This window comes from Olsenella phocaeensis (assembly GCF_900120385.1).
In the GTDB taxonomy this organism is placed as follows: Bacteria; Actinomycetota; Coriobacteriia; order Coriobacteriales; family Atopobiaceae; genus Olsenella_I; species Olsenella_I phocaeensis.
Map to the genome: position 1 here is coordinate 33,257 of NZ_LT635494.1, position 24,673 is coordinate 57,929.

Genomic DNA, 24,673 nt, shown 5'->3' on the forward strand with positions numbered 1-24,673 from the left:
GGGGGGAGGGGGGCGGGACGAGGCCACCGCGCTCCTCTCCTGCGACGTCGAGGGGAACTGCGAGGAGCCTGGCCCGTCCGATGGCGCGGAGGCCGATGCCGACCGGGCGACGAGCCTGGGCTCCGCCTTCCACCAGCTTGCTCAGGCCATGGTCGAGTCGGCCTCGTCCCCCTCGCCCGAGCGCGTCGCCCAGACGGAGCGTTACTGGCGGCTCTCGCCCCGGCAGTGCGACAGGCTCGAGGCAGCGCTCGAGCGCTGGGAGGGGTCGGACATAAGGCGCGAGGCCCTCTCGCACGCGTGCCTCAGGGCGGAGCAGCCCTTCTTCAGGAAGGTCGAGTCCAGGTTCGGGAGCTACGTGGAGGGCGCCATCGACCTCCTCTGCTTCAACCCCGGCAGCCCCCGGGCGCTGGTGGTCGACTACAAGACCGGAGACGCGGGCCTCCCTTCCCAGGAGCTCCTCGAGCGCCACAGAATGCAGGCGGGCCTCTATGCCAACGTGCTCCTGGGGGAGGGCTTCGACGAGGTGGGATGCGCCTTCGTCTGCGTGGAGCTCGAGGCCGGCGGCGGCCAGCCGCTCGTCCTGCGCTACGAGTTCGGGGGAGGCCCCTCTCCCCTGAACTAGGCCCGACCGTCCTGGCCCATCGGCTATCATGGGTGGCCAAAAGCCACGCCGACGCCTCCGGCGGCAAGCAGAGCAGAGGCGCACCTTACCCGAGGCCTCGCGACCCTCGCGCGTCCGTCACCGTTCGCCCTTGGTCACGAGGCAGTCTGGAGAGCAGCAACCATGGCGTTCGTCCACCTGCACAACCACTCCGACTTCTCCATCCTCGACGGCGCCACCCGCATACCGGACATGGTGAAGCGCGCCGTCGACTTCGGGATGCCCGCCGTCGCCCTCACGGACCACGGCTACCTCTTCGGGATCCCCAACCTCGACCTCGAGTGCCGCAAGTACAACGACGGCGCCCTGGGTATGAGGCAGTGGAAGCACGACATCGAGTGCTTCCAGAAGGGTTGGGAGCTCGAGGAGCCCGAGGCGGACGAGCTCGGTGCCGCCGCCTGCGACCTGCCCCATGCGCAGTGGGAGTCCGACTGCAGGGTCTGGGAGGAGTCGGGCCATGACATCGCGGCGGTGAGGGCGAACCGCCCCGAGCTGAAGGTCAAGCCGATCTTCGGCTGCGAGGCGTACTTCATCACGGACGACTGCATCGAGCGCGGCACCAAGCAGCGTCGCTACCACCTCATACTCCTGGCCAAGAACGAGACCGGCTACGTCAACCTCATCCGCTGCATGTCGAAGGCCGCGGGGCACGAGATGATGTACTACAAGCCGCGCACCACCCTGGCCATGCTGAGGGAGTTCCACGAGGGCCTCATCTGCCAGAGCGCCTGCGTCCAGGGGATCATCCAGCAGTGCGTGCTGGACGGCGACTTCGACGGCGCGCGCGAGTGGGCGCGCACCTTCAAGGACATCTTCGGCGATGACTTCTACATGGAGATCCAGGACCACGGCCTGAGCTTCCGCAACGGCTGGGACGACCGCAGGCTCGACGAGTACCTGGTGAAGATGGCGCGCGAGCTGGACGTCAAGGTCATCGCCACCAACGACTTCCACTACCTCTCTCGCGAGGACGCCCCCACCCAGGACATCCTCTCGTGCATCGGCAAGGCCACCACGCTCGACGACGCCGGCCGCATGCGCATGGACGGCACGGAGTTCTACATGAAGAGCGAGGAGGAGATGCGCGAGCTCTTCTCATGGATCCCCGAGGCCTGCGACAACACCCTCGAGGTCGCCGCCAAGTGCGACTTCGAGATCGACTGGGCCAACATGTACCTGCCCCAATACCCCGGACTTCGCGAGGGCGAGACGGCCGAGGCGCGCTTCAGGGAGGAGTGCGAGCGCGGCCTCGCGAAGCGCTACGGCGACGACTGGGAGAACGTGGTCATCGGCGGCATCAACGTGCGTGAGCGCTTCGAGTACGAGTACAAGATCATCTGCGACAAGGGCTTCGCCAACTACTTCCTCATCGTCCAGGACTACGTGCAGTGGGCCAAGGACAACGGCATCGGCGTGGGCCCGGGCCGCGGCTCCGCCGCCGGGGCCATCGTCGCCTACGCCATGAACATCACCTCCTTCGACCCGCTCGAGAACGGCCTCATGTTCGAGCGCTTCCTCTCTCCCCAGCGCTCCGAGATGCCCGACATCGACATGGACTTCGACGACGAGCACCTCCAGGACGTCCTCGCCCACGTGCGCGAGGTGTACGGCGAGGACCGCGTCTGCAAGGTCATCACCTACTCCACGATCAAGGCGAAGCAGGCCATCAACGACGCGGCGCGTGTGCTGGGGTTTCCCGTCTACGTGGGCCAGCGCCTCTCCAAGATGCTCTCCAACGACCCAAAGCTGTCGCTGCCCTGCGCCCTCCACAAGACCGAGAAGCATCCCGACCAGTACTCGCCGGACTTCGAGGAGGCCTACCAGAAGGACGCGGACGCCCACCGCATCATCGACGCAGCCCTCTCAATCGAGGGCATGACCCGCGGCGAGGGCGTGCACGCCTGTGCGACGCTCATCGCGCCGACTCCCGTCACCGACCACGTGCCCACGAAGCTCGACACCAAGGGCAACGTCACCATCACGCAGTACGAGGGACACTCGGTCGCGGACATGGGCCTCCTCAAGATGGACTTCCTCGGCCTGAGGACCCTCACCGTCATCAACAAGGCTCTGGCCAACATCAGGCGCAGCCATCCCGGCCTCGCCAGCGAGGAGGACATCCCCGACGCCGTCCGCGCCTGCCTGAGGGACGGGGCGACCCACGTGGACATCGACGTGGACAAGATCGACTTCTCCGACCCCAAGATCTACGAGCTCCTGGGCTCGGGGCACACGGCCGGGGTCTTCCAGGTCGAGTCCGCGGGCATGACGGCGACGATCAAGAACATGCAGCCCAAGGAGTACAAGCAGATCGTCGCACTCATCGCCCTCTACCGTCCCGGCCCCCTCGGCGCTGGCATGGTCACGAGCTACATCAACCGCATGAACGGCAAGGAGCCCGTCGTCTTCTACGACGACCGTCTCTCCGACATCCTGGACGAGACCTATGGCACCATCGTCTACCAGGAACAGGTCATGCAGATCTCGGTGAAGATGTCCAACTTCTCCGCCGGCGAGTCCGACTCGCGCATCCGCAAGCCCGTGGCGAAGAAGAAGATCAAGCTCCTCACCAGCACCGTGTTCCACTGGGACAACGGCAAGGACGAGACGACCTACGACCACTGGATGAACGGCGCCGTGGAGAATGGCTACGAGAGGGAGACCGCCCAGCGCATCTGGGACGACGTCCTCGAGTTCGCCTCCTACGCCTTCAACAAGTCGCACTCGGCGGGCTATGCCATCCTGGTCATGCAGACCGCCTGGCTCAAGGCGTACTTCCCCCGCGAGTACATGGCGTCGGTCCTCACCAGCTACATGGGCAAGACGGAGAAGATCGTCCACTACGTCAGCTCCTGCAGGCACGAGGGCATCCAGGTCCTGCCGCCCGACATCAACGAGTCGGGCAAGGACTTCACGGCGACGCCCGAGGGCATCCGCTTCGGGTTCGCGGGCATCCGCGGCGTGGGCGAGGGCGTGGGCGACGCGATCATGGCCGAGCGCAGCCAGGGGGGACCCTTCAAGAGCCTCCACGACTTCGTGGACCGCGTCGACTCGAGCCAGGCCAACCGTCGCGTGGTCGAGGCGCTCATAAAGAGCGGCGCCTTCGACTCGACCGGCTATCCCCGCAAGCAGATGATGAGCTTCGTGGACAAGAACGACCCCAGCAACATCATCGACGCCGCCGCCAAGCGCCAGAAGGACCGCGCCTGCGGACAGAGCTCCCTCTTCGACATGTTCGCCGACGTCGAGGGCTCGGGCTTCGAGGACGAGGTGCCCCCCGCGAACGGTGACGAGTGGGACCGCCACACCAAGCTCGCCCAGGAGCACGAGGTGCTGGGCATCTACGTCTCGGACCACCCGCTCAGGCCCTTCGAGTACGCGCTCTCGAAGGCGCGCGACTACACCATCGCCGAGATAGAGGAGTCGGAGGAGGTGGTCGACCCCTTCACGGGCGGCAGCTCCACCCGCTTCCGAGTCCCCGAGGGCAAGCCCATCCGGCTCGCGGGGATGGTGCCCACGGGCGGCGTAGCCAAGAAGGTCACCAAGAACGGCGACCAGATGGCCATCGTCACGCTCGAGGACATGGAGGGCGAGATATCCCTCGTCGTCTTCCCCAAGACCTACAAGGAGTGCGCCGCGGCGCTGGAGGGGGACGTGGACCCCGAGACCGGCGAGCGTATGGGCGACGTCTTCATCAAGGTCACGGGCAAGCTCGAGCGTGGGGACCGCGGCAACCAGATCATCGCGAGCTCCATCGTGTCGATGGAGCTCAGCGAGAAGACCAACCGGCCCAAGGTGATCGAGGTCAGCATGAGCTCGCGGATGCTCTCGATGGCGCGCATGGAGCAGCTCCAGGCCATCCTCGCCCGCTATTCCGGGATGGATAGGGTGGAGCTCCTGGTCGAGGCGGTGGGAGGTGACCTGATGCGCATGGAGCTTCCCGCCCGCGTCGACGCGCGCAACATGGTGCTCATGGCCGAGGTCGAGGACCTGGTGGGCTCGGGCGGGGGAGTGCGCGTCGCCTAGGGGGCCATGCCAATAATGTTATGAGATTACTGACATTTCTTGCGCATAGCTGCGTGCGCGCGGGGGCATAATGGAAGCGATGCCCGAGGTGGTAGGGGCCACCTGCTCGACGAGCGTGGGCAGAGAAGAGAGGATGAGCCATGCCTGAGGCCAAGTTCTATCGCTGCAACACCTGTGGGAACATCGTCGCCCTCATCAGGAGGGGCGGTGGCACCCTCAGCTGCTGCGGCTCCCCCATGGAGGAGCTCGTCGCCGGCTCCACCGACGCCGCCACCGAGAAGCACGTCCCCCAGGTCAGCGTCGAGGGCGACCAGGTCGTCGTCACCGTCGGCTCCGTCGAGCACCCCATGCTCGAGGAGCACTACATCCAGTTCATCGCGCTGGCCACCGAGGACGGCGTCACCGTCAAGTACCTGAAGCCCGGCATGAAGCCCCAGGCGACCTTCGCGAAGCCCGCCGGCGCCTTCACCGCCTATGAGTACTGCAACCTCCACGGCCTCTGGAAGGCCGAGGCGTAGGCCAGGCTCTGGCAGCTGCAACGTCGGCGCGGCGGCCTCGCATCGGGGTCGCCGCGCCTCCTTTTCGCCGCCCGGCCCCAGGCGGCCGGGAACGTGATCGGAGGTAGGTCGGATGAGGATGGGAATCGCCCAGATGGGAAGCAGACCGGGCGACCTGCTGGGCACTCCGGGCAGGGTGGCGGCCCTTTCCGAGCGTGCCGCGGCAAGGGGCGTCGACCTCCTGCTCTTCCCCCTGCCCCTGCTCTCGGGTCCGGAGGGCACGACCGCCCCCGCCGACCAGGAGCCCTTCGCCTCAAGCCTTCTGCTGGCGCTCTCCGACCTCTCCTGCGAGGTCGCCTGTCCCTGCGTGGTGCCCGCCGTCATGAGCCTCGGCGACGTCTCCCAGGCCGAGGCCTTCCTCCTCGAGCGGGGCCGCGTGGTGCCGCTCGGGGCGCTCGCCTGGTCGGGCGACGCCTCGCTTGGGGTGCCAGGTGGCGCGTCGGAGGAGGCGTCGACGTCGGCGGCGCCTCCGGTGCTCGAGCTCTCCGGCCTCCGTCTGGGGCTCGCCCTGAGCTACGAGGACCTGGACGACTACGACGACCATGACCGCGACCTGGACGCGGTGGTGTTCCTCTCGCCCTATCCCTATGCGGCCGACGACCCCAGCTCCCCCCTTGGCGCAAACGTCCTGGGAGGGCGCTTCGCCGCCGACGCCGCCGCCACGGGCGCCTGGGTCGTCGCCGTGGGTGGGCTCGGGGGCTACGGCGAGCAGGTCTACACGGGCGGGAGCTTCGTCATGACCCCCGAGGGCGAGCTCGCCGCCCTCGCCCCCTCCTTCGAGGAGCAGCTCCTCGTGGCGGAGCTGCCCGCACGGGGGGACGAGGTGGTCCTGCGGAGCCCGGTCGAGCCCGAGCTCTTCGACGAGACCCTCTTCATGTGGCAGGCCCTCTGCCTCGGACTCCGTGACTACGTGCGCAAGCTGGGGCTTCCGGGGGTCGCCCTCGTCCTGGACGGCAGCCTGGGCTCGAGGCTGCTCGCCACCCTCTCGAGCGACGCGCTCGGCCCCCAGAACGTCCACGCCCTCCTGCCCTCCCTTGGGGGAGAGGCGCGCGAGCGCTCGTGCAGGAGGCTCGCCCGTGAGCTCGGGGTCGACCTCGTCGAGCTGCCCGGCATGGCCGGCCGCGGCCGGGAAGGAACCCTCCCTCGCCTGCTGCCCTTCGCGCAGCTTGCCGCATATGCCCAGGAAGGGGGGCTGTTGCCCGTGGGCTTCCTTGACAAGACGGGCCTCTCGCTGGNGACGTGCCGACGGGAGACGCGAGTGGTCCGGCCCCTTCTCGGACAACTGAGCTCTGGGCCGGGAGGCCGCGCCCGCTCTGCTATCATAGAACGCACGTTCTAGATTGGAGTGCGGATGGTGATAATGGGCATCGACCCCGGGCTCGCGAACACCGGCTGGGGCATCGTCGAGACGCGGGGCCCGGTGTGCCGCGCCCGCGCGTACGGCTGCATAAGCACCCCCGCCTCGGAGCAGCTCGACCGTCGCCTGGGCAGGATTTATGCGGAGATATCCGACGCCATACAGGCCTACCAGCCGTCCCAGCTCGCCATAGAGAAGATCTTCTTCGGAGAGAACAGCCGCTCCGCCATCGCCACGGCCCACGCACGCGGGGCGGCGATCGTCGCCTGCGCCCGGGCGGGGCTCGAGGTGGGGGAGTACACCCCCATGCAGATCAAGCANCTCGCGCTGGCGGTCCTCTCCACCTATTCCGCCGCATCGCTCGCCACCATCGTCGCCACCCAGGACGCCACGCGCATGGCGCAGGTGCCCGGCGTGGGCAAGAAGAAGGCACAGCGCCTGCTCATGGAGCTGCAGGACGTATTCGCGAAGGATGCGGAGCTCAGAGGGCTCGTGGGCATGTCCGAAGCGCCTGCCTCCGACGTCCCGCTGCCCCAGACGAGCGAGTCCGTCAGGGACGAGGCCGGCTCTGCCCTGCTGGCCATGGGCTTCACCCCCCAGGAGGCGGAGCTTGCCCTCCAGGGGCTTGGCGAGGCTGGCGTCACCACGATCGAGAAGGCCGTCGCCTACGCCCTCAAGAGGCTGGGGGGTGCTGCCTGATGTGGGAGAACGGGCGAGACGACCTCTTCGACGACGTGGCGGACCTCGAGCGAAGGGCGGGCGGCCCCCGGTCGGTGAGCGGCGAGCTCACCGAGGACGACCTGGACGTCGAGCGCAGCCTGCGCCCCGTGACGCTCGACGAGTACTGCGGCCAGGAGCGCGTGCGCCAGAACCTGCGTGTGCTCATCGCGGCGGCGAAGGACCGTCACGAGACCCTCGACCACGTGCTCTTCTCGGGCCCCCCGGGCCTTGGCAAGACCACGCTCGCAAACGTGGTGGCCCATGAGATGGGCGCCAAGATCAAGACCACTTCCGGTCCCGCCATCGCGCGCACCGGCGACCTCGCCGCCATCCTCACCAACCTCGAGGAGGGCGACGTCCTCTTCGTGGATGAGATCCACCGCCTGAACCACCAGGTCGAGGAGGTCCTCTATCCCGCCATGGAGGACTTCTTCCTTGACATCGTGATCGGGAAGGGCCCCGCAGCCCGTTCCATCCGCCTGGACGTCCCGCACTTCACCCTGGTCGGGGCGACGACGCGCACGGGCCTCCTCACCGGCCCCCTGCGCGACCGCTTTGGCATCAGCTACCGCCTCGACTACTACAGCATCGAGGAGCTTGCGGGCATAGTCGTCCGCTCGGCGCAGATCCTGGGCGTGCGGATAGACGCGCAGGGCGCGGCCGAGATAGCCTCTCGCTCGCGCGGCACCCCACGCCTGGCGAACCGCCTCCTCAAGCGCGTGCGCGACTACGCGCAGGTTAAGGCCGAGGGGAGCATAAGCTGGGACGTCGCCGCCGAGGCGCTCACCTTCTTCGAGATAGACGAGATGGGCCTCGACTGGATGGACATCAAGATCCTCGACGCGCTCACGCGCACGTTCAGGGGTCGCCCCGTGGGCCTGACCACCATCGCATCCGCCGTGGGGGAGGACCCCTCCACCCTCGAGGACGTCTACGAGCCCTACCTGCTCCAACGTGGCCTCATCATTAGGACGCCCCAGGGGAGGCAGGCGACGGAGCTCGCCTTCGAGCACCTCGGCGTCGTCCCGCCCGCAGGTCCCCGCTGACACCTGCGTCCCACCCTCGCGTTCGGTGGGCCGATGCCCGCCACGTCTCGTCTGCAAGTCGGGCTGCCTAGGTAATAGACTGTCCTCTGTTGACCGCAGCCCGACGTTGGGAGACCGACATGCTCCAGCACGACTACCTGCTCGAGATAATCAGCCAGTTCGTCGACGTCGCGACGGCGGCCCTGAGGGGCGCCGTCATGGACGGGGACGTGAAGTCCGCGGGGCAGGCGGAAGACGCCATCGCGGGACTCCTCGACCTCGACCCCGAGGTCGCCCTGCAGCTCTCGCCAGACTCGCTGGTGACCATGATGCTGCTCTCCGGCGTGGCGGACTCGCTCGCCGGCTACGTCGCCTACACCCTGAGGAGGCTCTCGGGAGCCTATGCGGACATGGGCAGGGCCGCGCTCGCCGAGCTGCGCCTCGCCCAGGCGCGCGCCGTCGAGGAGAGCTTTGGCTGCGAGCCCGGCGCCGTCCCCGAGGAGTTCGCGAGCCTCGATGCGGAGCTTTCGTGACCGACTGGGCGATGTGGTCTACTAGCCCATGCCTCCATGGCTTGTTCCTCTCGCCCGCATGCCGTCGCGTCGCCCGGCGCAAGGGAGACGAGCGGCCATAATATGATGGGATAAAACGCTGTGGCCAAACCCTCTCAATCTGCCAGGCGCCTCGCCTTAAGGCAAGGGGAGAGTGACGGAAGGGAACGTCAGTGAGACTGAGATACCGCCAGGTGACCAGGGGCCAGGGGAAGATCTTCCAGAGGCTGACCGTGGAGGGGAAGGGCTCGGCCCTCGGGTCTCTCGAGGTCCGCTCGACCACGAGCGAGGGAAACGTCGTCCCCTCCTCCATCCACAGGCTGGGAGAGGAAGAGTTCGTCATCGTCGTTCCGGTGCTCGACCTGCCCCAATGCGTCGAGCTGTTCTCCGTCTCCGCCGACGGTGGCCGCAGCCTCCTCGATTCGCATAACGTCAGCCCCGGCTGGGCGAAGAACAGGTCGAGGATCAACACCGCCCTCAAGAACGAGGAGGCGGAGTCGATCAGGAACATCGACAGCAAGAATCGGCTGAACAAGTCAGAGATCACCATCGACAGGGTCTGCTTCAACGCCTGGGACAACAACGACATCGTGCACATCAGCGTCGTCAGCCTCGCCCCGCCCCGCCATGACTGGGGGGAGGTCCCGGGGCTCGTCCTGCTCGACTCCAACGGCAGGGAGGTCCAAGATGGCATCGCCGAGCCCATCGTCCTGAGCGACCGCATCGAAGAGAGGGGCTACTACTCGAGGCGTCACGTCACCTACTCCGTACGCATCGCCCGCGACCTATGGTCGTTCGTGGTCTGGGTCAGGCCGCGGGATGGGGAGGACTCCTTCGTCACAATCCAGGACTTCGAGCTCCAGGCCTGGCGTGACAGGTGGCATTTCGACACCCTGAGCGCAGACTTCGACGAGGCATACCCCGAGTGGTTCCGCTCTCACAAGGCATCCCGGAGCCTCCTCGAGATCCAGAGGCGCACGAGGCTGGCCATCCAGCCGCGCTTCTCGATCGTCGTCCCCGTCTTCAACACGCCGATCCCCTTCTTGGACGACATGGTGGGCTCGGTGCTCGGCCAGTCCTATGAGGACTTCGAGCTCCTGCTCGTCAATGCCAGTCCGGACAACCGGGAGCTCGCCGACCGCATAGCCCGCTACGTCAATGCGGACCGGCGCGTCAGGGAGCTGACCCTCGACGAGAATCTGGGAATCACGCTCAACACGAACCAGGGGATCCTCGCTGCCAGCGGGGACTTCGTCTGCTTCCTGGACCATGACGACGTCATCGAGCCGGACCTGCTCTTCTCGTACGCCGAGGCGGTGAACCAGCGCCCGGACACCGACCTGCTGTACTGTGACGAGGACAAGTTGCAGGAGGGGACCCTCGTCAGCCCCTTCTTCAAGCCGGACTGGAACCCCGACCTCCTCTGCTCCTGCAACTACGTCACCCACCTCCTGGCGGTGAGGAAGTCCGTCCTGGACGAGCTCGAGCTGCCGGGCAGGGAGTTCGACGGCGCCCAGGACCACAACATGACCTTCCGCATAAGCGAGCTCGCGCGGCACGTCCACCATGTGCGGAAGGTGCTCTATCACTGGAGGATCCACCCCGGCTCCACCGCCGGTTCTCCCGACGCGAAGAGCTTCACCTCCAATGCCGGCCAGCTGTCCGTCCAAGGGCATCTCGACCGCTGCCACATTCCCGCTAAGGCCGTCATCCGGCCCAAGTTCGACAACATCTTCCAGCTCGACTTCGAGCTCGAGGAGGAGCCGCTGGTCTCGATCGTCATCCCCAGCCGCGACGAGTCCGGAATGCTGGGACGTTGCGTCGACTCCCTCTACCGCTCGTCCTACAAGAACTTCGAGGTCGTCATCGTGGAGAACGGCTCTCGCGAGCCCGAGACGTTTGCTCTGTATGACTCCCTGGCGCGCGAGCACGAGCGCGTCTCCGTGGTCACCTACCCCCTGCAGGGCGACGAGTTCAACTTCTCCAAGCTGGTCAACTTCGGCGCGAGGAGGTCAAAGGGGGACCTCATCCTCCTGCTGAACAACGACACCGAGGTCGTCTCCCCTGGATGGCTGACGCAGATGGTCGGGAGGTGCCTCCGTGACGACGTCGGCGCCGTCGGGGCCAAGCTCCTGTACCCTGACGGCACCATCCAGCATGCCGGGGTCTCGTTCCACCTCACCTTCCCGGACCACCTCGGACAGCTCATGCCGGACATGTCGTCAAACTACTTCAACCTGCTGAACTTCACCCAGGACGTCACCGCGGTGACGGGGGCGTGCCTCCTCACCAGGCGGGAGCTGTTCGACAGGCTGGGCGGCTTCGACGAGACCGACTTCACGGTCGCGTACAACGACGTCGACTACTGCCTGCGGCTCGGGGAGCTTGGCTACCATGTCGTCTATTGTGCGGAGTCCGTCCTGACGCACTACGAGTCGGTCTCCAGGGGGTCGGACCTGGGCGGCGAGAAGGCGGTTCGGCACTGCGCGGAGAGGGCGAACCTCCTCAGGCGGTGGCCGAGCTACTTCGTCGAGGGCGATCCCATGCTGAGTCCCTACATCGCCAAGGACGGAAAGTACCGAAAGCTAAACTTTCTAATATAGTCTCCAAACAACTGGCCAAAGTTTCGAGAGGAGCCGCCATGAAGGGCATCATCCTTGCGGGAGGGAGCGGGACGCGCCTGTACCCGCTCACGACGGTCACGTCCAAGCAACTTCTGCCCGTGTACGACAAGCCCATGATCTACTACCCGCTGTCCACGCTGATGCTTGCGGGAATCAGGGACATCCTCGTCATCTCGACCCCGCGCGACCTGCCGAACTTCAAGAACCTCCTGGGGGACGGCTCCGACTTCGGCATCTCGCTCTCGTATGCGGAGCAGGAGGTGCCCAACGGGCTCGCCCAGGCCTTCGTCATCGGGCGGGAGTTCGTGGACGGGGGTCCCTGCGCCTTGGTCCTGGGAGACAACATCTTCTACGGCAACGGCCTCACCCAGCGCCTCCGCAAGGCGGCCCGCTCGGCGGCCGAGGGGCGCGCCACCGTGTTCGGCTATCGCGTGGACGATCCCGAGCGCTTCGGCGTCGTCGAGTTCGACGAGGGCTACAACGCCGTCTCCATCGAGGAGAAGCCCTCCGAGCCCAAGAGCAACTACGCCGTCACGGGCCTCTACTTCTACGACGAGCGCGTCAGCGACCTGGCCGCCCAGGTGAAGCCCTCCGCTCGCGGCGAGTACGAGATCACGGACCTCAACCGCATGTACCTCGAGGACGGGTCGCTCGACGTCATCACCCTGGGTCGTGGCTTCGCCTGGCTCGACACCGGAACCATGGGTTCGCTCTTCGAGGCCTCGCAGTTCGTGCGTACGGTCGAGACCGCCCAGGACCTGCCCGTCTCCGTCCCCGAGGAGATCGCCTTCGAGAATGGCTGGGTGAGCCGCGAGCGCCTGCTCGAGTGCGCCGAGCGCTACGGGAAGAGCGACTACGGCCGCCACCTGCGTGACGTGGCGGAGGGAAGGATCGTCCCGGGTGGAGAGTAGGCACCTCGCGCGCGAGGGCGGACACGGAGCCTCCCCCGAAAAGGGGAGGCTCCTCCTTGTCTCGACGCTCCTCAAGCTCGCGTGCTGCGCGTCCCTCTGCCTCCTGACCCTCGTGGACGGGCACATGGCTCAGGGGCTGGTCGGCATGCTGGAGGTCCTCGTCATATTTGCGCTCACGCTCGCGCTCATGGGACGGGGGCGCCTCCGGATGGTCGCCCAGCTGCTCAACGACGCCATGGTCCTGCTCGTCGTCGTCCAGCTCGCGGTGCTGCACTTCGCTGGCTCGTACGTGACGATGGTCATGCTCACCAACGTCGACTCGATCGAGGACCTCGCGGGCAACGCGGGGCCATACCTTGCGGCTGCCGTCGCGGCGATAGCCATCTGCCTGCTTCCCGTCGCCCCGCGCGCCCCACGCAGGCCCCTGGGACTCTCCCTCCTCGCCCTCCTGCTCGCAGAGGCCGCTGCCGTCACGGCCATGGGGCCAGGTGGCTCGCCGCTGCTCGGCTGCGCGAGCCTCGTCTCGCAGGCAAGGGAGAGGGCGGCGTACGTCGAGCGCCTCTCGAGGATGTCCGACACCTCGTCAAGGTACTTTCGCCCCGGGCTGGACAGCCATGTGAGCAGGGAAGACAACCTCCCCAAGAGGCCCAACGTCATCCTCATCTTCACTGAGGGTCTCTCTCAGGAGGTCATCGACGACGAGCGTGACGTGATGTCCAACGTCCGGAGCTTCCAGGGCCAGTCCGTCTCGTTCGAGAACTGCTACAACCACAGCTTCGCGACCTATCGCGGCCTCTCCGGCCAGCTCTTCTCGGGATACCAGTACGATAACTACGACGCGAACGCGCTGGTGTCGCTTCCTCAGGCGCTCTCGGGCCTGGACTACGTCACGCGCTTCATCAACACGGAGCCCAATAACGAGCAGTTCACTGACTACCTCGGCACTCTGGGCTTCGACGAGGTGGTCGGCGAGCCTGGGACGTATTCGGGCATGGCGGCAAGCATGTCGGACGGCGAGGCGTACGAGCGCCTCTTTGACCTTGCCGAGGAGCTCGAGGGCGGGGACGAGCCCTTCTTCGCGGCCATATACACCTTTGGCACCCATGCGTCCCTCGACTCGGTCGACAGGCGCTTCGGCGACGGCGGCGACGCCGTGCTCAACAAGTTCCATGACGCGGACCACCACTTCGGGCGCTTCATGGAGTGCTTCCTCGCCAGCGGGATGGCAGACGACACGATCGTGGTGTTCACCGCAGGCCACGCATCGTTCGCCGAGCGGGGGTTCGTCACCGCCTTCCCCGAGTCGTCGTACCGGGCGGAGGCCATCTCTGACATCCCCTTCTTCATCTATCACAAGGGGGTGGTAAGGAGGGCCATAGACGCCGGCGGCAGGAACTCGCTCGACCTCGCGCCCACGTTGATGGACTACCTTGGGCTTTCCGCTCCCAACTTCTTCCTCGGGACGAGCCTGTTCGAGAAGGATGGGAACCTCTACGACACGACCTTCTATGACGTGAACGCCACCCTGAGCACGAGGGGAGGGGTCGTCTCGGAGCTGGACGAGGATCGAGCGAAGCAGTTCGAGGAGGGGCTCTCGGGCTACCTCGCCGCGAAGCTGCCGAAGGATGGGCCGGGGACCGACGTCTGATGACTGTATGGGCGGGGCCATGCGCGTGGCAGGGACGTGACGAGAGGGGCTAGAGTAGGTGCATGAGACCCACCATCCGAGGAGCCGCCCATGGCTGAAGTGGCCAACGTGAAGCTAGCGAACGTACTCCTGGACGAGAGCGTCCAGTTCCTGCAGGAGCCCACCCTCCTCCACCGTTCCACCGCGCTCGTGCGGCGTGCGGAGGGGGAGGGCCCCGAGGCATGGGCCCTGGAGGGCCCGGGGACCCATGACTTCACGACGTTCTTCAACGCCCTCTCGGTCTCCAAGTGGCGCAGCTACACGGTCGCCAAGGAGTTCTTCCTCCACCTCGAGGCCAAGGGGGCGGCCTTCAGGCTGCTCCAGTCTCGCGCCGACGTCTTCAGCTGGGACGTCGAGCTGGTGGGGGGAAGCGAGCTCGACGTCCCCGCGTCGGACGAGTGGCACAGCATCGAGCTCCGGATGGAGAACTCTGACGAGGACGTGATCGAGTCGTTCGTCATCGTGCAGGAGGGCGAAGGGCCGGTCTTCATTCGCAACGCCCACTACTTCGCCAGCGTCCCCGCTGACGGCCTGCGCGACGTGGAGCTCGCGCTGTGCACGACGACCTTCCGCAAGGAGGAGTACGTCGAACGCAACGTCGAGCTTGCCAAGACGCGCATACTGGCCTCGGACGAGCCTATCGCCACGCACTTCACCATGCACATCGTCGACAACGGCCGCAGCCTCGACGCCGAGCGCCTTCAGGCGGAGCGCGTGCGCGTCCATCCCAACGACAACGTGGGCGGGTCGGGCGGCTACGCGCGCGGCATGATCGAGGCGCTCGGCCAGAGGCCCAAGGCGACGCACGTCATCCTCATGGACGACGACGTGCTCATCTCTCCCGAGAGCATCCTGAGGACCTACAACCTCCTACGCATCGTGAGCGACGACCACGCCCAGGACTTCGTCTCCGGCGCGATGATGGACCTCTTCGAGCCGGACGTGCGCTGGGAGGACACCGGCTTCGTCACCTTCTCGGGCGACTGCGTCCCCCTCAAGCCCGCCCTGCGCATGGGGCAGCTCCACTCCGTCGTGGCCAACGAGGCCATGGGCGCCCACCCGGAGCTCTCGGGCAGCGAGGACCAGTCCCAGCAGTACGGGGGGTGGTGGTACTGCGTCATCCCCGTCACCGCCATCGAGTGCCATGGCCTGCCGCTTCCCCTCTTCGTCCGCTACGACGACATCGAGTACGCGCTGCGCTGCCGCGCCCGCTTCATGACCATGAACGGCATCTGCCTCTGGCATCCCTCCTTCGTGAGGCGCTACAGCGCGGCCGTCGAGCGCTACCAGGTGACGCGCAACTCCCTCGTCGCCCAGTACGCCACCGGGGTCGCCCCCCAGTCCGACTTCCTGCGCAAGGCCTACCACCTGGTGCAGCTGGAGCTCAAGAAGTTCAACTACACCAACGCCGAGCTCGTCCTCGACGCCCTCGAGGACTTCCTCAAGGGGCCCGCCTTCCTCGAGGAGCGCGGGCGAACCGAGAGGGCCTTCATGGAGGCGAACCGCCGGGCGGAGAGGCTCCTGCCCTTCCCGGAGCTGAGGCGCCAGGCCGAGGAGGAGGGCATAGACCTCTCCCTTATCGCACAAGTGGACGCCCAGAAGGACAGCAACGTGGTGGAGAGGCGCAGCCTCCGTCAGCGCCTGGAGGACTTCGCCACCTTCAACGGCCAGCGCCTCGACCTCGGCTACGTCCAGAGGGGGAGCTCCGCCATCATCGACGTGGCGGGATGGCTGTACCCCGCAGACCAGATAAGGCGCAAGGACACCATCGTCGCGGTGGACCTCGAGAACCGGCGTGGGGTGATCCGCCACATGGACCGCCAGCGCTTCAGGGCCGTCTGGGAGCGCTACAAGCGCGACGCCAAGGAGATCGAGCGCAACGGCGACCGCCTGCGCGAGGAGTACGCGGAGGCGGGCAGGCGCTTCGTGACGCAGGGGTTCTGGAGGGGCTACCTTGGGATCGACTAGCTCCGGAAGGGGGAGGGGCGCCACCTACCTCCTCCTGCACCTCCTCCTCGTCCTCTACTCCCTGTGCAGCATCTTCGGCAAGCTCGCCGCCGGACAGGAGTTCATGAGCCTGGGGTTCGTCCTCTACTACGGCGGGATGATCCTCGTGCTGGGACTCTACGCCCTGGGGTGGCAGCAGGTAATCAAGCGCCTGCCGCTCACCACCGCCTATGCCAATCGGGCCATCACGGTCGTCTGGGGCATCGTCTGGGGCGTCCTCCTCTTCGGCGAGCGGCTGAGCCCGCAGAAGGTCGTCGGCGCCCTCGTCGTCCTCGTCGGCGTGGCTCTCTTCGCGACCTCGCCTGACGGCGAGGGGGAGCAAGGGGGCGAGGCCTCGTGAGCGGCTCGGTCATGGCATACGCCGGGCTCAGTCTCCTCGGGGTGTTCGTGAGCTCCGTCTCGCAGGTCCTTCTCAAGAAGAGCGCCCTGAGGGGGCACGAGAGCGCGCTGCGCGAGTACCTCAACCCGCTCGTCGTGGTCGCGTACGCCCTCTTCGTGGGCGCGACGCTGCTCTCGGTGCTCGCGTATCGGGGCATCCCGCTCTCCATGGGCTCTATCCTGGACGCCACCGGCTACGTGTACGTCACCCTCTTCGGGGTCACCATCTTCCACGAGCGCATCACGCCCAAGAAGGGGCTGGCGCTCGCCCTGATCGTCCTGGGCATCGTCATCTACTCCCTAGGCCTCTCGTAGACCGGAGGTCCGCTTGGGTCTAGACTGTGACGGCCCCCAACCCACCTGAGCCCCCTGGGCAGTTTGGAGCGTCATGCTGGTCTCCATAGTCATACCCTGCTATCGCTCGAGCCAGAGCATCCGTGCCGTCGTGGGGCTCTGCTCCGAGGTGTTCGAAGGGCTCGCGGGCTACGACTGCGAGTTCGTGCTGGTGGACGACTGCTCCCCCGACGACACCTTCTCGGTCATCTCGCAGCTCGCGCGCGAGAGGGACGACGTCCTCGCGCTCACCCTCATGCGCAACTTCGGCCAGCACAACGCCCTCATGTGCGGGATGAACTACGCCCATGGCGACCTCGTCATGGGCATGGACGACGACCTGCAGACCCATCCCTCGCAGATTCCCGTCATCCTCAAAAAGATGGAGGAAGGCTACGACATCGTCTACGGCGTGTACCGGGAGTCCGCGAACGGGCCGCTCAAGAACCTCAGCAGCTGGCTCAACAAGACGTCGGCGCAGGTCCTGCTCTCTCGTCCCAAGGGGCTGGAGACGAGCAACTTCTGGCTCATCAGCCGCGCGGTGTGCGACCAGGTCATCAAGTACAAGAACTACAACCCCTACGTCGAGGCGCTCTTCGGCCGCATGACCAACCGCATCGGCAACGTGACGATCGAGCACCACGAGCGCGAGCATGGCGCGTCGAACTACACACTCGGGAAGCTCGTGAGGCTCTGGCTCTCGTACTTCAACTACACGGTGCTGCCCCTGCGGGTCATGTCCACGCTTGGCGCCGCCACCGCCCTGGCGGGCTTCCTGTTTGGCATCGTTTCGCTCGTGCACAGGCTCCTCGACCCCGGGGTGCCCATGGGCTGGACGTCGCTCATCTGCGTCATGCTGTTCTTCTTTGGCATGGTGCTCCTCGCCCTGGGCATCATTGGCGAGTACCTGGGGGACATCGTCCTGTCGCTCAACAGCTCCCCGCAGTTCATCGTCCGCGAGGCGGTCTCGTCCTCGTGTGAGGCGGCCTCCCCCTCGCGTGAGGGCCGGCAGGGTCGCTAGGACCGCTCGCCCTGGCGGCCCTGCCCCTCGCCTGCATCCCCGTTCATGAGGGCGATCTCCTGCGAGAGGCGCTCGACCTTGTCGGTGAGCCTCGAGACGTCAGAGGCGAGGCCGAAGAGCTTGAGCAGCATGAGGGCGATGATCGTCACGAAGACGAAGTTGCTGGGAGAGAGGAACCCCAGCCAGCCCGAGACGAGGATGGCCACGCCTGGGAACAGGGCGAGGAGCACCAGGACGAGCATCGAGACCACCCAGTAGACGGCGTCCGCGACGCGGATCTTCCTCTTGCTGATGCGACGCAGGACGAGGGCCAGGGCGAGGAGCGTCCCGACGACGAGGCTGATGCGAAGGGTGAGCGGCATGTCTCTCCTCACCTGAACCATTGGAATAGAAGAAGCGACAGGCAGGTGCGCGCCATGTACGAGAGCGAGCTGGAGAGCCTGAGGTAGCTCGTGCCACCCTGCCTGTCCCGCATTACGGTGGGGACCTCCACCACCTTCGCACCCCTGCGGATGAGGTAGGCGATGGTGTCGGGCTCCGGCGAGAGGTCGAAGCTGCGCGAGAAGCGCTCGATCATCGACCTTGAGTAGAGCCTCATGCCCGAGGTCGGGTCCCCGATGACCTGGCCGGTCGTGAGCCGTATGAGCAGGGTGATGAGCTTCGCGCCAAACCCACGCAGGCCCACGGCGCTGCCCCCCGCCACGACGCGCGAGGCGATCACGATGTCAGCGTCGCGCTCGGCCATCGCCTGGACCATGGAGGGTATGTAGCTGGGCACGTGCTGCCCGTCGGAGTCGAACTGGACGGCCGCGTCGTAGCCGTGCTCGAGCGCGTAGCGCATGCCCGCCCCGAAGGCGGCGGAGAGGCCACAGTTGACGGGCAGGTCGATGTGGTTCAGGCGCAGCTCGTCGCAGATCTTGGGCGTGTCGTCGCTCGAGCCGTCGTTGACCACCAGGTAGTCGATGTCAGGGCAGGTCGAGACGAGCTCCCCTATGGTCCGCGCCAGGCATTCCTGCTCGTTGTAGGCGGGGACGATCGCTATGACCCGGGGCGTCCCGCCCCGTCCCGTGGCGCCCACGCTAGCGGACGATCCCGTTGCGGGCCGCCCTGTCGGCCTCGTCCAGGACGTCGATGGCGGCTATCTTGGACGAGAAGTACTCGCTCAGGCGGGCGTCCTCCATGATGGGGGTGAAGAGCTGGAGGTACTTCACGCCGGAGTGGGAGTTTATCTCCATGATGCGCGGCCCCTTGTCCGTCACGCAGGCGTCGAAGCCCAGGTACTCGCAGGCGCGCACCTTGAGGGATATGCGACGCATCATCTCGAGCATCTGGGGCCAGCAGTCGATCTGCCCCTCGGCGAGGGTGCCGCTCGTCGGGTGCTTGGGGGAGTCGACCACCTTGGCGGCGTACACCACCTTGCCTCCTCCGTAGCGCCCGCACGAGAGGTCCACGCCCACGTTGTACGAGCAGATGTCCGCCGTCGTGGGGGCCTGGTAGTTCGCGGAGCTCCCGGTCTCGTCCACGCCCACGGCGAAGCGGAGGTAGGAGGCGGCGGGCACGGGGTCGATGCCCGTGGGGTTGAGCACGAGGACGCGCATGGTGTGAATGAGCGGGTCGATGGCCGCCAGCTGGGCATTGGGGTGGATGAACTCGGTGAACACGTAGTTGGGGTTCTCGGCGACGAAGCGCCCCACGCCCTCCGTCCCCACGGGCCTGCCGTTGAGGAGGTAGCTCCCGTCCTCGAACGCGAGCTTGAAGAAGCCGTTGGCCTCGCTGCCGTTGCAGGGCTTGCAGGCCAGCTCCCCCTCCCGTCGTAGGCAGGCGAGGAAGCCCTCCGTTCCCGCTCCGTCGCCCTCTCCCAGGGGCAGCAGGTGCCCGCGGGAGCTGTAGTAGTGGTAGCGCGGCAGGTACTGCGCGAGCTCGGAGTCGCTGAGCAGCGCGTTGAGGGTGAGCTTGTCGTTGATCCAGATGCGCTGCCAGTCGTTGAGCGGCCAGAGCCTCCAATAGTCGTAGTCAGAGAGGTAGCTTCCGAGGTTGGCGTCGCTCAGCCCGTAGGCGTAGGCGGACTCGGCGCAGAAGCCGTGCGCGTGCGCCCACTCGAGGTAGTCGGCGTCGAAGAGCCCGCTGGCGCGCTCGGTCTCGAGGATGCCGAGGTAGCTCGCGGCCATCCTCTTCGTGAAACCGTCCGCGAGGAGGTCCTCGAGTTTGGGTAGCGTACTCTTCATTCTGTCTCTCATCTGTCAACTTCCCCGACGTTTGGGCCTATGAACTCTAGGTATCATACAATGAGGCGTCCGCCGACGAGTGCGGCGCGCATCCGACGGCTCCATCGCGACGCGAGCCCTGACCCAGGAAGGGGCACCCTTGCCCGCGAAGGACCTGAAGTCCACAACGCTCAGCTCGCTCTTCTGGAAGCTCTTCGAGCAGGGTGGCACCGCCGTGGTCACCCTCGTGGTCCAGGTCGTCATGGCCCGGCTGCTCTCCCCGGCGGAGTTCGGCGTCCTGGCGATCATGCTCGTCTTCGTCAACGTGGGCAACGTCATAGTCCAGAGCGGTCTCAACACGGCCATCATCCAGGTGCCCGACGCCAGCGAGGCGGACTTCGACACGGTCTTCTGGATGAGCCTCGCCATCTCGGTCGTGCTCTACGTGGCGGTCTTCTGCCTCGCCCCGGCCGTGTCCTCCTTCTACGGCATGCCCCAGGCCGTGACCCCGCTGCGCGTGCTCGTCCTGGTCCTCGTGGTCAACGCGTACAACTCGATCCAGGAGGCCATCGTGGCCCGCAGGCTCGAGTTCCAGAAGACCTTCCGCGCCACGGTCACCGCGGGCGTCGTCTCGGGTGCCTCTGGCGTGCTCGTCGCCCTTTTGGGTGGCGGCATCTGGGCTCTCGTCGTGCAGCAGCTGCTGCAGCAGGCCTGCAAGTGCCTGGTGCTCGCCCTCCAGATCCCCTGGAAGCCGAGGCTGCGCTTCGAGCGCGACCGTGCCCTGCTCCTGTTCCGCTTCGGTTGGAAGCTCCTCGCCTCGGGGATTCTCGAGCAGGGCTACCAGAGCCTCTCCGACCTCCTCATAGGCAAGGTCTTCTCCAGCTCCGAGCTCGGCTACGTCTCGCAGGGCAAGAAGTACCCCTTCGCCCTGGGCGCGATGCTCGACGGCGCCATCCAGCCCGTCATGCTCTCGGCCGTGGCCCACGTGCAGGACGATGCCGCGCGGGTCAAGCGCCTCGCCCGCAGGGCCCTCAAGACCTCCACCTACCTCATCGTCCCCGCCATGACGCTCTTCGCCGTCGCCGCGACGCCGGTCGTGCGCATCGTGCTGGGCGAGGCGTGGCTCCCCAGCGTCCCCTTCGTCCAGCTCTACTGCGTCGTGTACGCCATGCTCCCCATCCACACCACCAACCTGCAGGTGCTCAACGGCATGGGGAGGAGCGACCTCTTCCTCAGGCTCGAGGTCGTCAAGAAGGTGGTGGGCATCGCGGTCCTCTCCTTCACCACCTTCGTGCTCAGGGACCTCCACGCCATCGTGAGCGGGTACATCGTGGTCGCCCTCCTCTGCACCTTCATCAACGCCTCGCCCAACAAGCGGGTCATCGGCTATGCCTACCTCGAACAGGTGCGCGACATCTGCCCCGCCTTCCTGCTCGCCCTCGCGGCCGCGCTCGTCGCCTGGCCCGTCTCTCTCCTGGGCCTCGGCGACCTGCCCACGATCCTCCTCCAGGGCGTGGCCATGCTCGTCGCGTACGTCGGCCTCTCCGCCCTCTTCCGCGTGGAGGAGTTTTTCTATCTCCTTGACACGCTGCGAGAGCTTAGGATGGGAAGGGCCGGCTGATGGGCGCGGCCATGCCAGCGCCCGGGTTCGTCAAAGTGCACGCAAGGTTTGGAGAATTCGCATGTCTGCTAAGACGATATTGGTGACGCGCTCGTCGATGCCGCCGCTGGACGAGTACGTGCGCGAGATCGCGCCGCTCTGGGAGTCGCACTGGCTGACCAACATGGGCGAGAAGCACCAGCAGCTCGAGGCTGAGCTCGAGTCCTTCCTGGGCGTGCCCAACGTGGCCCTCTTCACGAACGGCCACTCGGCCCTGGAGTGCGTGCTCGAGGCCATGGACCTGCACGGCAAGGTGATCACGACGCCGTTCAGCTTCGCCTCCACCACCCATGCCCTGGTGCGCAAGGGCCTCACGCCCGTCTTCTGCGACATCAGGCCGGACGACTACACCCTCGACGCCTCGAAGCTAGAGGCACTCGTCGACGACGAGACCTGCGCCATCCTGCCGGTCCACGTCTACGGCAACCTCTGCGACGTCGACGCCATCCAGGAGGTGGCGGACCGCCATGGCCTCAAGGTCATCTACGACGCCGCGCACGCCCTGGGCGTGAGCAGGGACGGGGTCTCTTCCGCGTCGTTCGGCGACGCCTCGATGTTCTCGTTCCATGCTACGAAGGTGTTCAACACCATCGAGGGCGGCGCCATCTGCTTCCGTGACCCGAGCCTCAAGCCCCTCCTCGAGCAGTGGAAGAACTTCGGCATCACCGGCACGGAGTCCGTGGAGTACGTGGGCGGCAACGCGAAGATGAACGAGTTCTGCGCCGCCATGGGCATCTGCAACCTCCGCCACCTCGGGGAGGAGATCGCGAAGCGCGCGCGCGTCGTGGGACGCTACCGCGAGCGCCTCTCTGAAATCGGCGGCCTGACGCTCTGCGCGGGACAGCCGGGCGTTACCCCCAACTACGCCTACCTCCCCGTCCTCTTCGACCCCGAGGCCTTCGGGGCCACGCGCGACGACGCGTACGAGGCCCTCATGGCACGCGACGTGCACACGCGCAAGTACTTCTTCCCCCTCATCAGCGACTACGCCTGCTACGCGGGGCGCTTCGACTCGTCGCTCACGCCCGTGGCCCAGAGGGTCTCGAGCCGCGTCCTCACCCTCCCGCTCTATGCGGACCTCGCCCTGGAGGACGTCGACCGCATCTGCGACGTCGTCCTCTCCGTGAGGGTGGGGTAGATGGAGCAGAGCCCGCTGCTGAGCGTCGTGGTATCGGTCTACAACCACGGCGGCTACATCGAGGAATGCCTGCGCAGCATCGCCTCCCAGAAGGTCGACTTCCCCTTCGAGGTGCTGGTGGGGGAGGACTGCTCCACCGATGACAGCAGGGAGGTGCTGCGAAGGCTCGAGCCCGAGCTGCCCGACTGCTTCACCATCCTCTATCGCGAGCACAACATGGGGGCCGTGGCAAACGGCGAGGACCTGTACGCGCGCGCGAGGGGCCGCTACCTCGTCGACTTCGAGGGCGACGACTTCTTCACCTACGACGGCAAGCTCGCCGAGCAGCTGCGCTTCCTCGAGGGGCATCCCGACCACTCCGCCGTGTACACCAACTGCCTCGTCGTGGACGCGCTGTCGCGACCCAACGGCGAGCGCTATCCCGAGTGCGTCGACGACGAGTACAGCTACCGCGAGAACTTCTACTACTGCCTCCCCGGACAGAGCGGGACCCTCATGTGCCGCAGGGAGGAGTACTTCGCGGCTCGTGACCGATTCAACGAGCTCAAGGGGTACGACTTCTACCCCGGCGACCGCCGCAACGCCTTCCTCTTCCTCACCATGGGCAAGGTGCGTTGCGTCCAGGAGCGCTGGAGCGCCTACCGCCACGTGAGGAAGGGCGGCTCGAGCTACTCGGCCACCAGGCAGAAGGACGCGGCCTTCGCGAGGAACGAGGTCCTCTACGGCAAGGCGCTCCTCGACTACGCCCTGCGCTACGGGGACGAGGAGGCCCAGTCCTGGGCGCGCCTGACCTGCTATCGCCTGCGCTTCAAGTGGAGCCACGGCTCCAGGAGGGTCGAGCGCATGGGCGAGGTGCTCCGCGACGCGCTCCGGGAGAGGAGCCCCCTCTCGCTGGTCCTCGCCCAGCCGCGCTGGTATGCCGGGCTGCTCGCGAGGGTGCTCAGGGGGCGCAGCATCAACCTCTAGCCCGCCGCTGCCTAGGCCTTGGAGTTGCTCGCCTGCGCACGCGAGTAGACGAGGTTGATGGCGCGCGCAACGGGCGTGGGCCAGAACCTCTCGAGCATCCTGAGGTCCTCCTCGGTGCGCGTGTTGTCCCGTATGAGCGCGCTCGTCTCCGAGCCCTCGTGGATCCTGTGGTGCATGAGCACCTCGCGGTCGTAGACGAAGCTGCCCTCGAGGCGGGAGAAGCGCTCCCACGCGTCCCAGTCCAGGTTGCTCCTCATGTCGGTCCGGAAGGGCGGGTTGGGAAGTAGGGGGAGGTTGAGGGTCACCGAGGGGCAGCAGATCGCCGAACCAAGCGAGAGGACCCTCCGCTTCGTGCGCAGGTCGTCCGCGGACCCCGACCACCCGATGGGGGAGAGGAGCCGGCGCTTCACGCGGAGCAGGCGGTTGTCGTCCACCTTCCGTCCCTCGCGCAGCTCGCCGTAGTTCGTGAAGAAGATCAGCGGCCGCTCCACCGCGGCCATGCCGCCGAGCATGTGCTCGGCGTAGCCGGGCTCGTAGGTGTCGTCCTGGTGCGCGAGGGTCAAGAGCGGGGTCTGCGACTGGCTTACGGCGAAGTTCCAGTCGCTCGCGATGCCCGGCTCGGCCTCGTTTGCGCGGAGCTCGAGCCCGTAGCGCCGGGCCACCGAGCGTATGTGCTCGTTGGGCGTGGAGGTGGACACGAAGACCCTCGTGCGCACGGTCTGCGCCAGGAGGGACTCCACGCACTCGGCGAGGTAGGGGCTCTCGCCGTACGCGAGCACGGCGAAGCTGTGGTCATCGCTGGTGAGCAAGGGCGCCTCCCAAGGCCTTGCCCGTCCCCGGTGTCGCG

General features: G+C 66.6%; 21 protein-coding genes. 17 read left to right on the plus strand and 4 right to left on the minus strand.

Annotation, left to right across the window (positions count from 1 at the left end; genetic code table 11):
- The 14 genes from BQ7388_RS00140 to BQ7388_RS00205 form a co-directional block, all read left to right on the plus strand.
- Window positions 1-622, plus strand: a 622-nt coding sequence (locus tag BQ7388_RS00140) for a PD-(D/E)XK nuclease family protein (protein WP_200781411.1), incomplete at its 5' end; no start/stop codon positions are given.
- A gap of 162 nt (window positions 623-784) precedes the next feature.
- Window positions 785-4,687, plus strand: coding sequence for a DNA polymerase III subunit alpha (gene dnaE / locus BQ7388_RS00145; protein ID WP_072499467.1), 3,903 nt, complete (start codon window positions 785-787; stop codon window positions 4,685-4,687).
- Between the two features lie 140 nt (window positions 4,688-4,827).
- Window positions 4,828-5,205: a desulfoferrodoxin family protein gene (locus BQ7388_RS00150; RefSeq protein ID WP_072499468.1), complete on the plus strand. Its 378-nt coding sequence runs from the start codon at window positions 4,828-4,830 to the stop codon at window positions 5,203-5,205.
- 361 nt (window positions 5,206-5,566) lie between these two features.
- Window positions 5,567-6,583 carry a nitrilase-related carbon-nitrogen hydrolase gene (locus BQ7388_RS00155; protein WP_456319915.1) on the plus strand — a complete coding sequence of 339 codons (1,017 nt, stop codon included), beginning with the start codon at window positions 5,567-5,569 and terminating at the stop codon, window positions 6,581-6,583.
- 12 nt (window positions 6,584-6,595) lie between these two features.
- Window positions 6,596-7,300: a crossover junction endodeoxyribonuclease RuvC gene (locus BQ7388_RS00160; RefSeq protein WP_072499470.1), complete on the plus strand. Its 705-nt coding sequence runs from the start codon at window positions 6,596-6,598 to the stop codon at window positions 7,298-7,300.
- Window positions 7,300-8,367, plus strand: coding sequence for a Holliday junction branch migration DNA helicase RuvB (ruvB, locus tag BQ7388_RS00165; RefSeq protein WP_009278994.1), 1,068 nt, complete (start codon window positions 7,300-7,302; stop codon window positions 8,365-8,367). The genes BQ7388_RS00160 and ruvB overlap by 1 nt, the downstream gene beginning before the upstream one ends.
- A gap of 119 nt (window positions 8,368-8,486) precedes the next feature.
- Window positions 8,487-8,879, plus strand: a complete 393-nt coding sequence (locus BQ7388_RS00170; RefSeq protein WP_072499471.1) for a hypothetical protein — start codon at window positions 8,487-8,489, stop codon at window positions 8,877-8,879.
- A gap of 191 nt (window positions 8,880-9,070) precedes the next feature.
- A complete protein-coding gene (locus tag BQ7388_RS00175) occupies window positions 9,071-11,500 on the plus strand; it encodes a glycosyltransferase family 2 protein (RefSeq protein WP_083558130.1) in 2,430 nt (809 codons plus the stop codon).
- A gap of 38 nt (window positions 11,501-11,538) precedes the next feature.
- Window positions 11,539-12,432 carry a glucose-1-phosphate thymidylyltransferase RfbA gene (gene rfbA / locus BQ7388_RS00180; RefSeq protein ID WP_062531380.1) on the plus strand — a complete coding sequence of 298 codons (894 nt, stop codon included), beginning with the start codon at window positions 11,539-11,541 and terminating at the stop codon, window positions 12,430-12,432.
- The gene (locus tag BQ7388_RS00185) at window positions 12,422-14,080 is read left to right on the plus strand and encodes an LTA synthase family protein (protein WP_072499473.1); all 1,659 of its coding nucleotides are present in this window, start codon (window positions 12,422-12,424) and stop codon (window positions 14,078-14,080) included. The genes rfbA and BQ7388_RS00185 overlap by 11 nt, the downstream gene beginning before the upstream one ends.
- 90 nt (window positions 14,081-14,170) lie before the next feature.
- Window positions 14,171-16,087: a glycosyltransferase family protein gene (locus BQ7388_RS00190; protein ID WP_083558132.1), complete on the plus strand. Its 1,917-nt coding sequence runs from the start codon at window positions 14,171-14,173 to the stop codon at window positions 16,085-16,087.
- Entirely contained in the window at window positions 16,074-16,466 is a 393-nt protein-coding gene (locus tag BQ7388_RS00195) for an EamA family transporter (protein WP_062531377.1), read from the plus strand. The genes BQ7388_RS00190 and BQ7388_RS00195 overlap by 14 nt, the downstream gene beginning before the upstream one ends.
- A complete protein-coding gene (locus tag BQ7388_RS00200) occupies window positions 16,463-16,819 on the plus strand; it encodes a DMT family transporter (protein WP_197414967.1) in 357 nt (118 codons plus the stop codon). Before BQ7388_RS00195 ends, BQ7388_RS00200 begins: the two co-directional genes overlap by 4 nt.
- 73 nt (window positions 16,820-16,892) lie before the next feature.
- Window positions 16,893-17,858 (plus strand): glycosyltransferase family 2 protein, encoded by a 966-nt coding sequence (locus BQ7388_RS00205; RefSeq protein ID WP_072499474.1) that lies wholly within the window; start codon window positions 16,893-16,895, stop codon window positions 17,856-17,858.
- Here BQ7388_RS00205 and BQ7388_RS00210 read toward each other — a convergent pair.
- The 3 genes from BQ7388_RS00210 to BQ7388_RS00220 are packed head-to-tail and all read right to left on the minus strand — an operon-like array spanning window position 17,855 to window position 20,083.
- Window positions 17,855-18,220 carry a DUF2304 domain-containing protein gene (locus BQ7388_RS00210; protein WP_009279003.1) on the minus strand — a complete coding sequence of 122 codons (366 nt, stop codon included), beginning with the start codon at window positions 18,218-18,220 and terminating at the stop codon, window positions 17,855-17,857. The two genes, BQ7388_RS00205 and BQ7388_RS00210, sit on opposite strands and share 4 nt — an antisense overlap.
- A gap of 8 nt (window positions 18,221-18,228) precedes the next feature.
- Complete coding sequence (locus BQ7388_RS00215) at window positions 18,229-18,936, minus strand: glycosyltransferase family 2 protein (protein ID WP_072499475.1); 708 nt, start codon at window positions 18,934-18,936, stop codon at window positions 18,229-18,231.
- Between the two features lies 1 nt (window position 18,937).
- The gene (locus BQ7388_RS00220) at window positions 18,938-20,083 is read right to left on the minus strand and encodes a sugar-transfer associated ATP-grasp domain-containing protein (protein ID WP_072499476.1); all 1,146 of its coding nucleotides are present in this window, start codon (window positions 20,081-20,083) and stop codon (window positions 18,938-18,940) included.
- A gap of 139 nt (window positions 20,084-20,222) precedes the next feature.
- Here BQ7388_RS00220 and BQ7388_RS00225 point away from each other — a divergent pair, with 139 nt between their 5' ends.
- From BQ7388_RS00225 to BQ7388_RS00235, 3 genes are all read left to right on the plus strand, one after another.
- A complete protein-coding gene (locus BQ7388_RS00225) occupies window positions 20,223-21,683 on the plus strand; it encodes a lipopolysaccharide biosynthesis protein (RefSeq protein ID WP_072499477.1) in 1,461 nt (486 codons plus the stop codon).
- Between the two features lie 61 nt (window positions 21,684-21,744).
- Window positions 21,745-22,860, plus strand: coding sequence for a DegT/DnrJ/EryC1/StrS family aminotransferase (locus BQ7388_RS00230; protein ID WP_072499478.1), 1,116 nt, complete (start codon window positions 21,745-21,747; stop codon window positions 22,858-22,860).
- On the plus strand, window positions 22,861-23,826 hold the full coding sequence (locus BQ7388_RS00235; RefSeq protein ID WP_062531370.1) for a glycosyltransferase: 966 nt from the start codon (window positions 22,861-22,863) through the stop codon (window positions 23,824-23,826). It begins immediately after the preceding gene.
- A gap of 11 nt (window positions 23,827-23,837) precedes the next feature.
- Here BQ7388_RS00235 and BQ7388_RS00240 read toward each other — a convergent pair whose 3' ends face one another.
- On the minus strand, window positions 23,838-24,635 hold the full coding sequence (locus BQ7388_RS00240) for a glycosyltransferase family A protein (RefSeq protein WP_072499479.1): 798 nt from the start codon (window positions 24,633-24,635) through the stop codon (window positions 23,838-23,840).
- Window positions 24,636-24,673 lie beyond the last annotated feature (38 nt).

Coding starts and splice junctions, on each gene's coding strand:
- dnaE (WP_072499467.1), top strand. CDS start 785: ATGGCGTTCGTCCACCTGCACAACCACTCCGACTTCTCCATCCTCGAC.
- BQ7388_RS00150 (WP_072499468.1), top strand. CDS start 4,828: ATGCCTGAGGCCAAGTTCTATCGCTGCAACACCTGTGGGAACATCGTC.
- ruvB (WP_009278994.1), top strand. CDS start 7,300: ATGTGGGAGAACGGGCGAGACGACCTCTTCGACGACGTGGCGGACCTC.
- BQ7388_RS00170 (WP_072499471.1), top strand. CDS start 8,487: ATGCTCCAGCACGACTACCTGCTCGAGATAATCAGCCAGTTCGTCGAC.
- rfbA (WP_062531380.1), top strand. CDS start 11,539: ATGAAGGGCATCATCCTTGCGGGAGGGAGCGGGACGCGCCTGTACCCG.
- BQ7388_RS00190 (WP_083558132.1), top strand. CDS start 14,171: ATGGCTGAAGTGGCCAACGTGAAGCTAGCGAACGTACTCCTGGACGAG.
- BQ7388_RS00205 (WP_072499474.1), top strand. CDS start 16,893: ATGCTGGTCTCCATAGTCATACCCTGCTATCGCTCGAGCCAGAGCATC.
- BQ7388_RS00210 (WP_009279003.1), bottom strand. CDS start 18,220: ATGCCGCTCACCCTTCGCATCAGCCTCGTCGTCGGGACGCTCCTCGCC.
- BQ7388_RS00220 (WP_072499476.1), bottom strand. CDS start 20,083: ATGAAGAGTACGCTACCCAAACTCGAGGACCTCCTCGCGGACGGTTTC.
- BQ7388_RS00230 (WP_072499478.1), top strand. CDS start 21,745: ATGTCTGCTAAGACGATATTGGTGACGCGCTCGTCGATGCCGCCGCTG.
- BQ7388_RS00235 (WP_062531370.1), top strand. CDS start 22,861: ATGGAGCAGAGCCCGCTGCTGAGCGTCGTGGTATCGGTCTACAACCAC.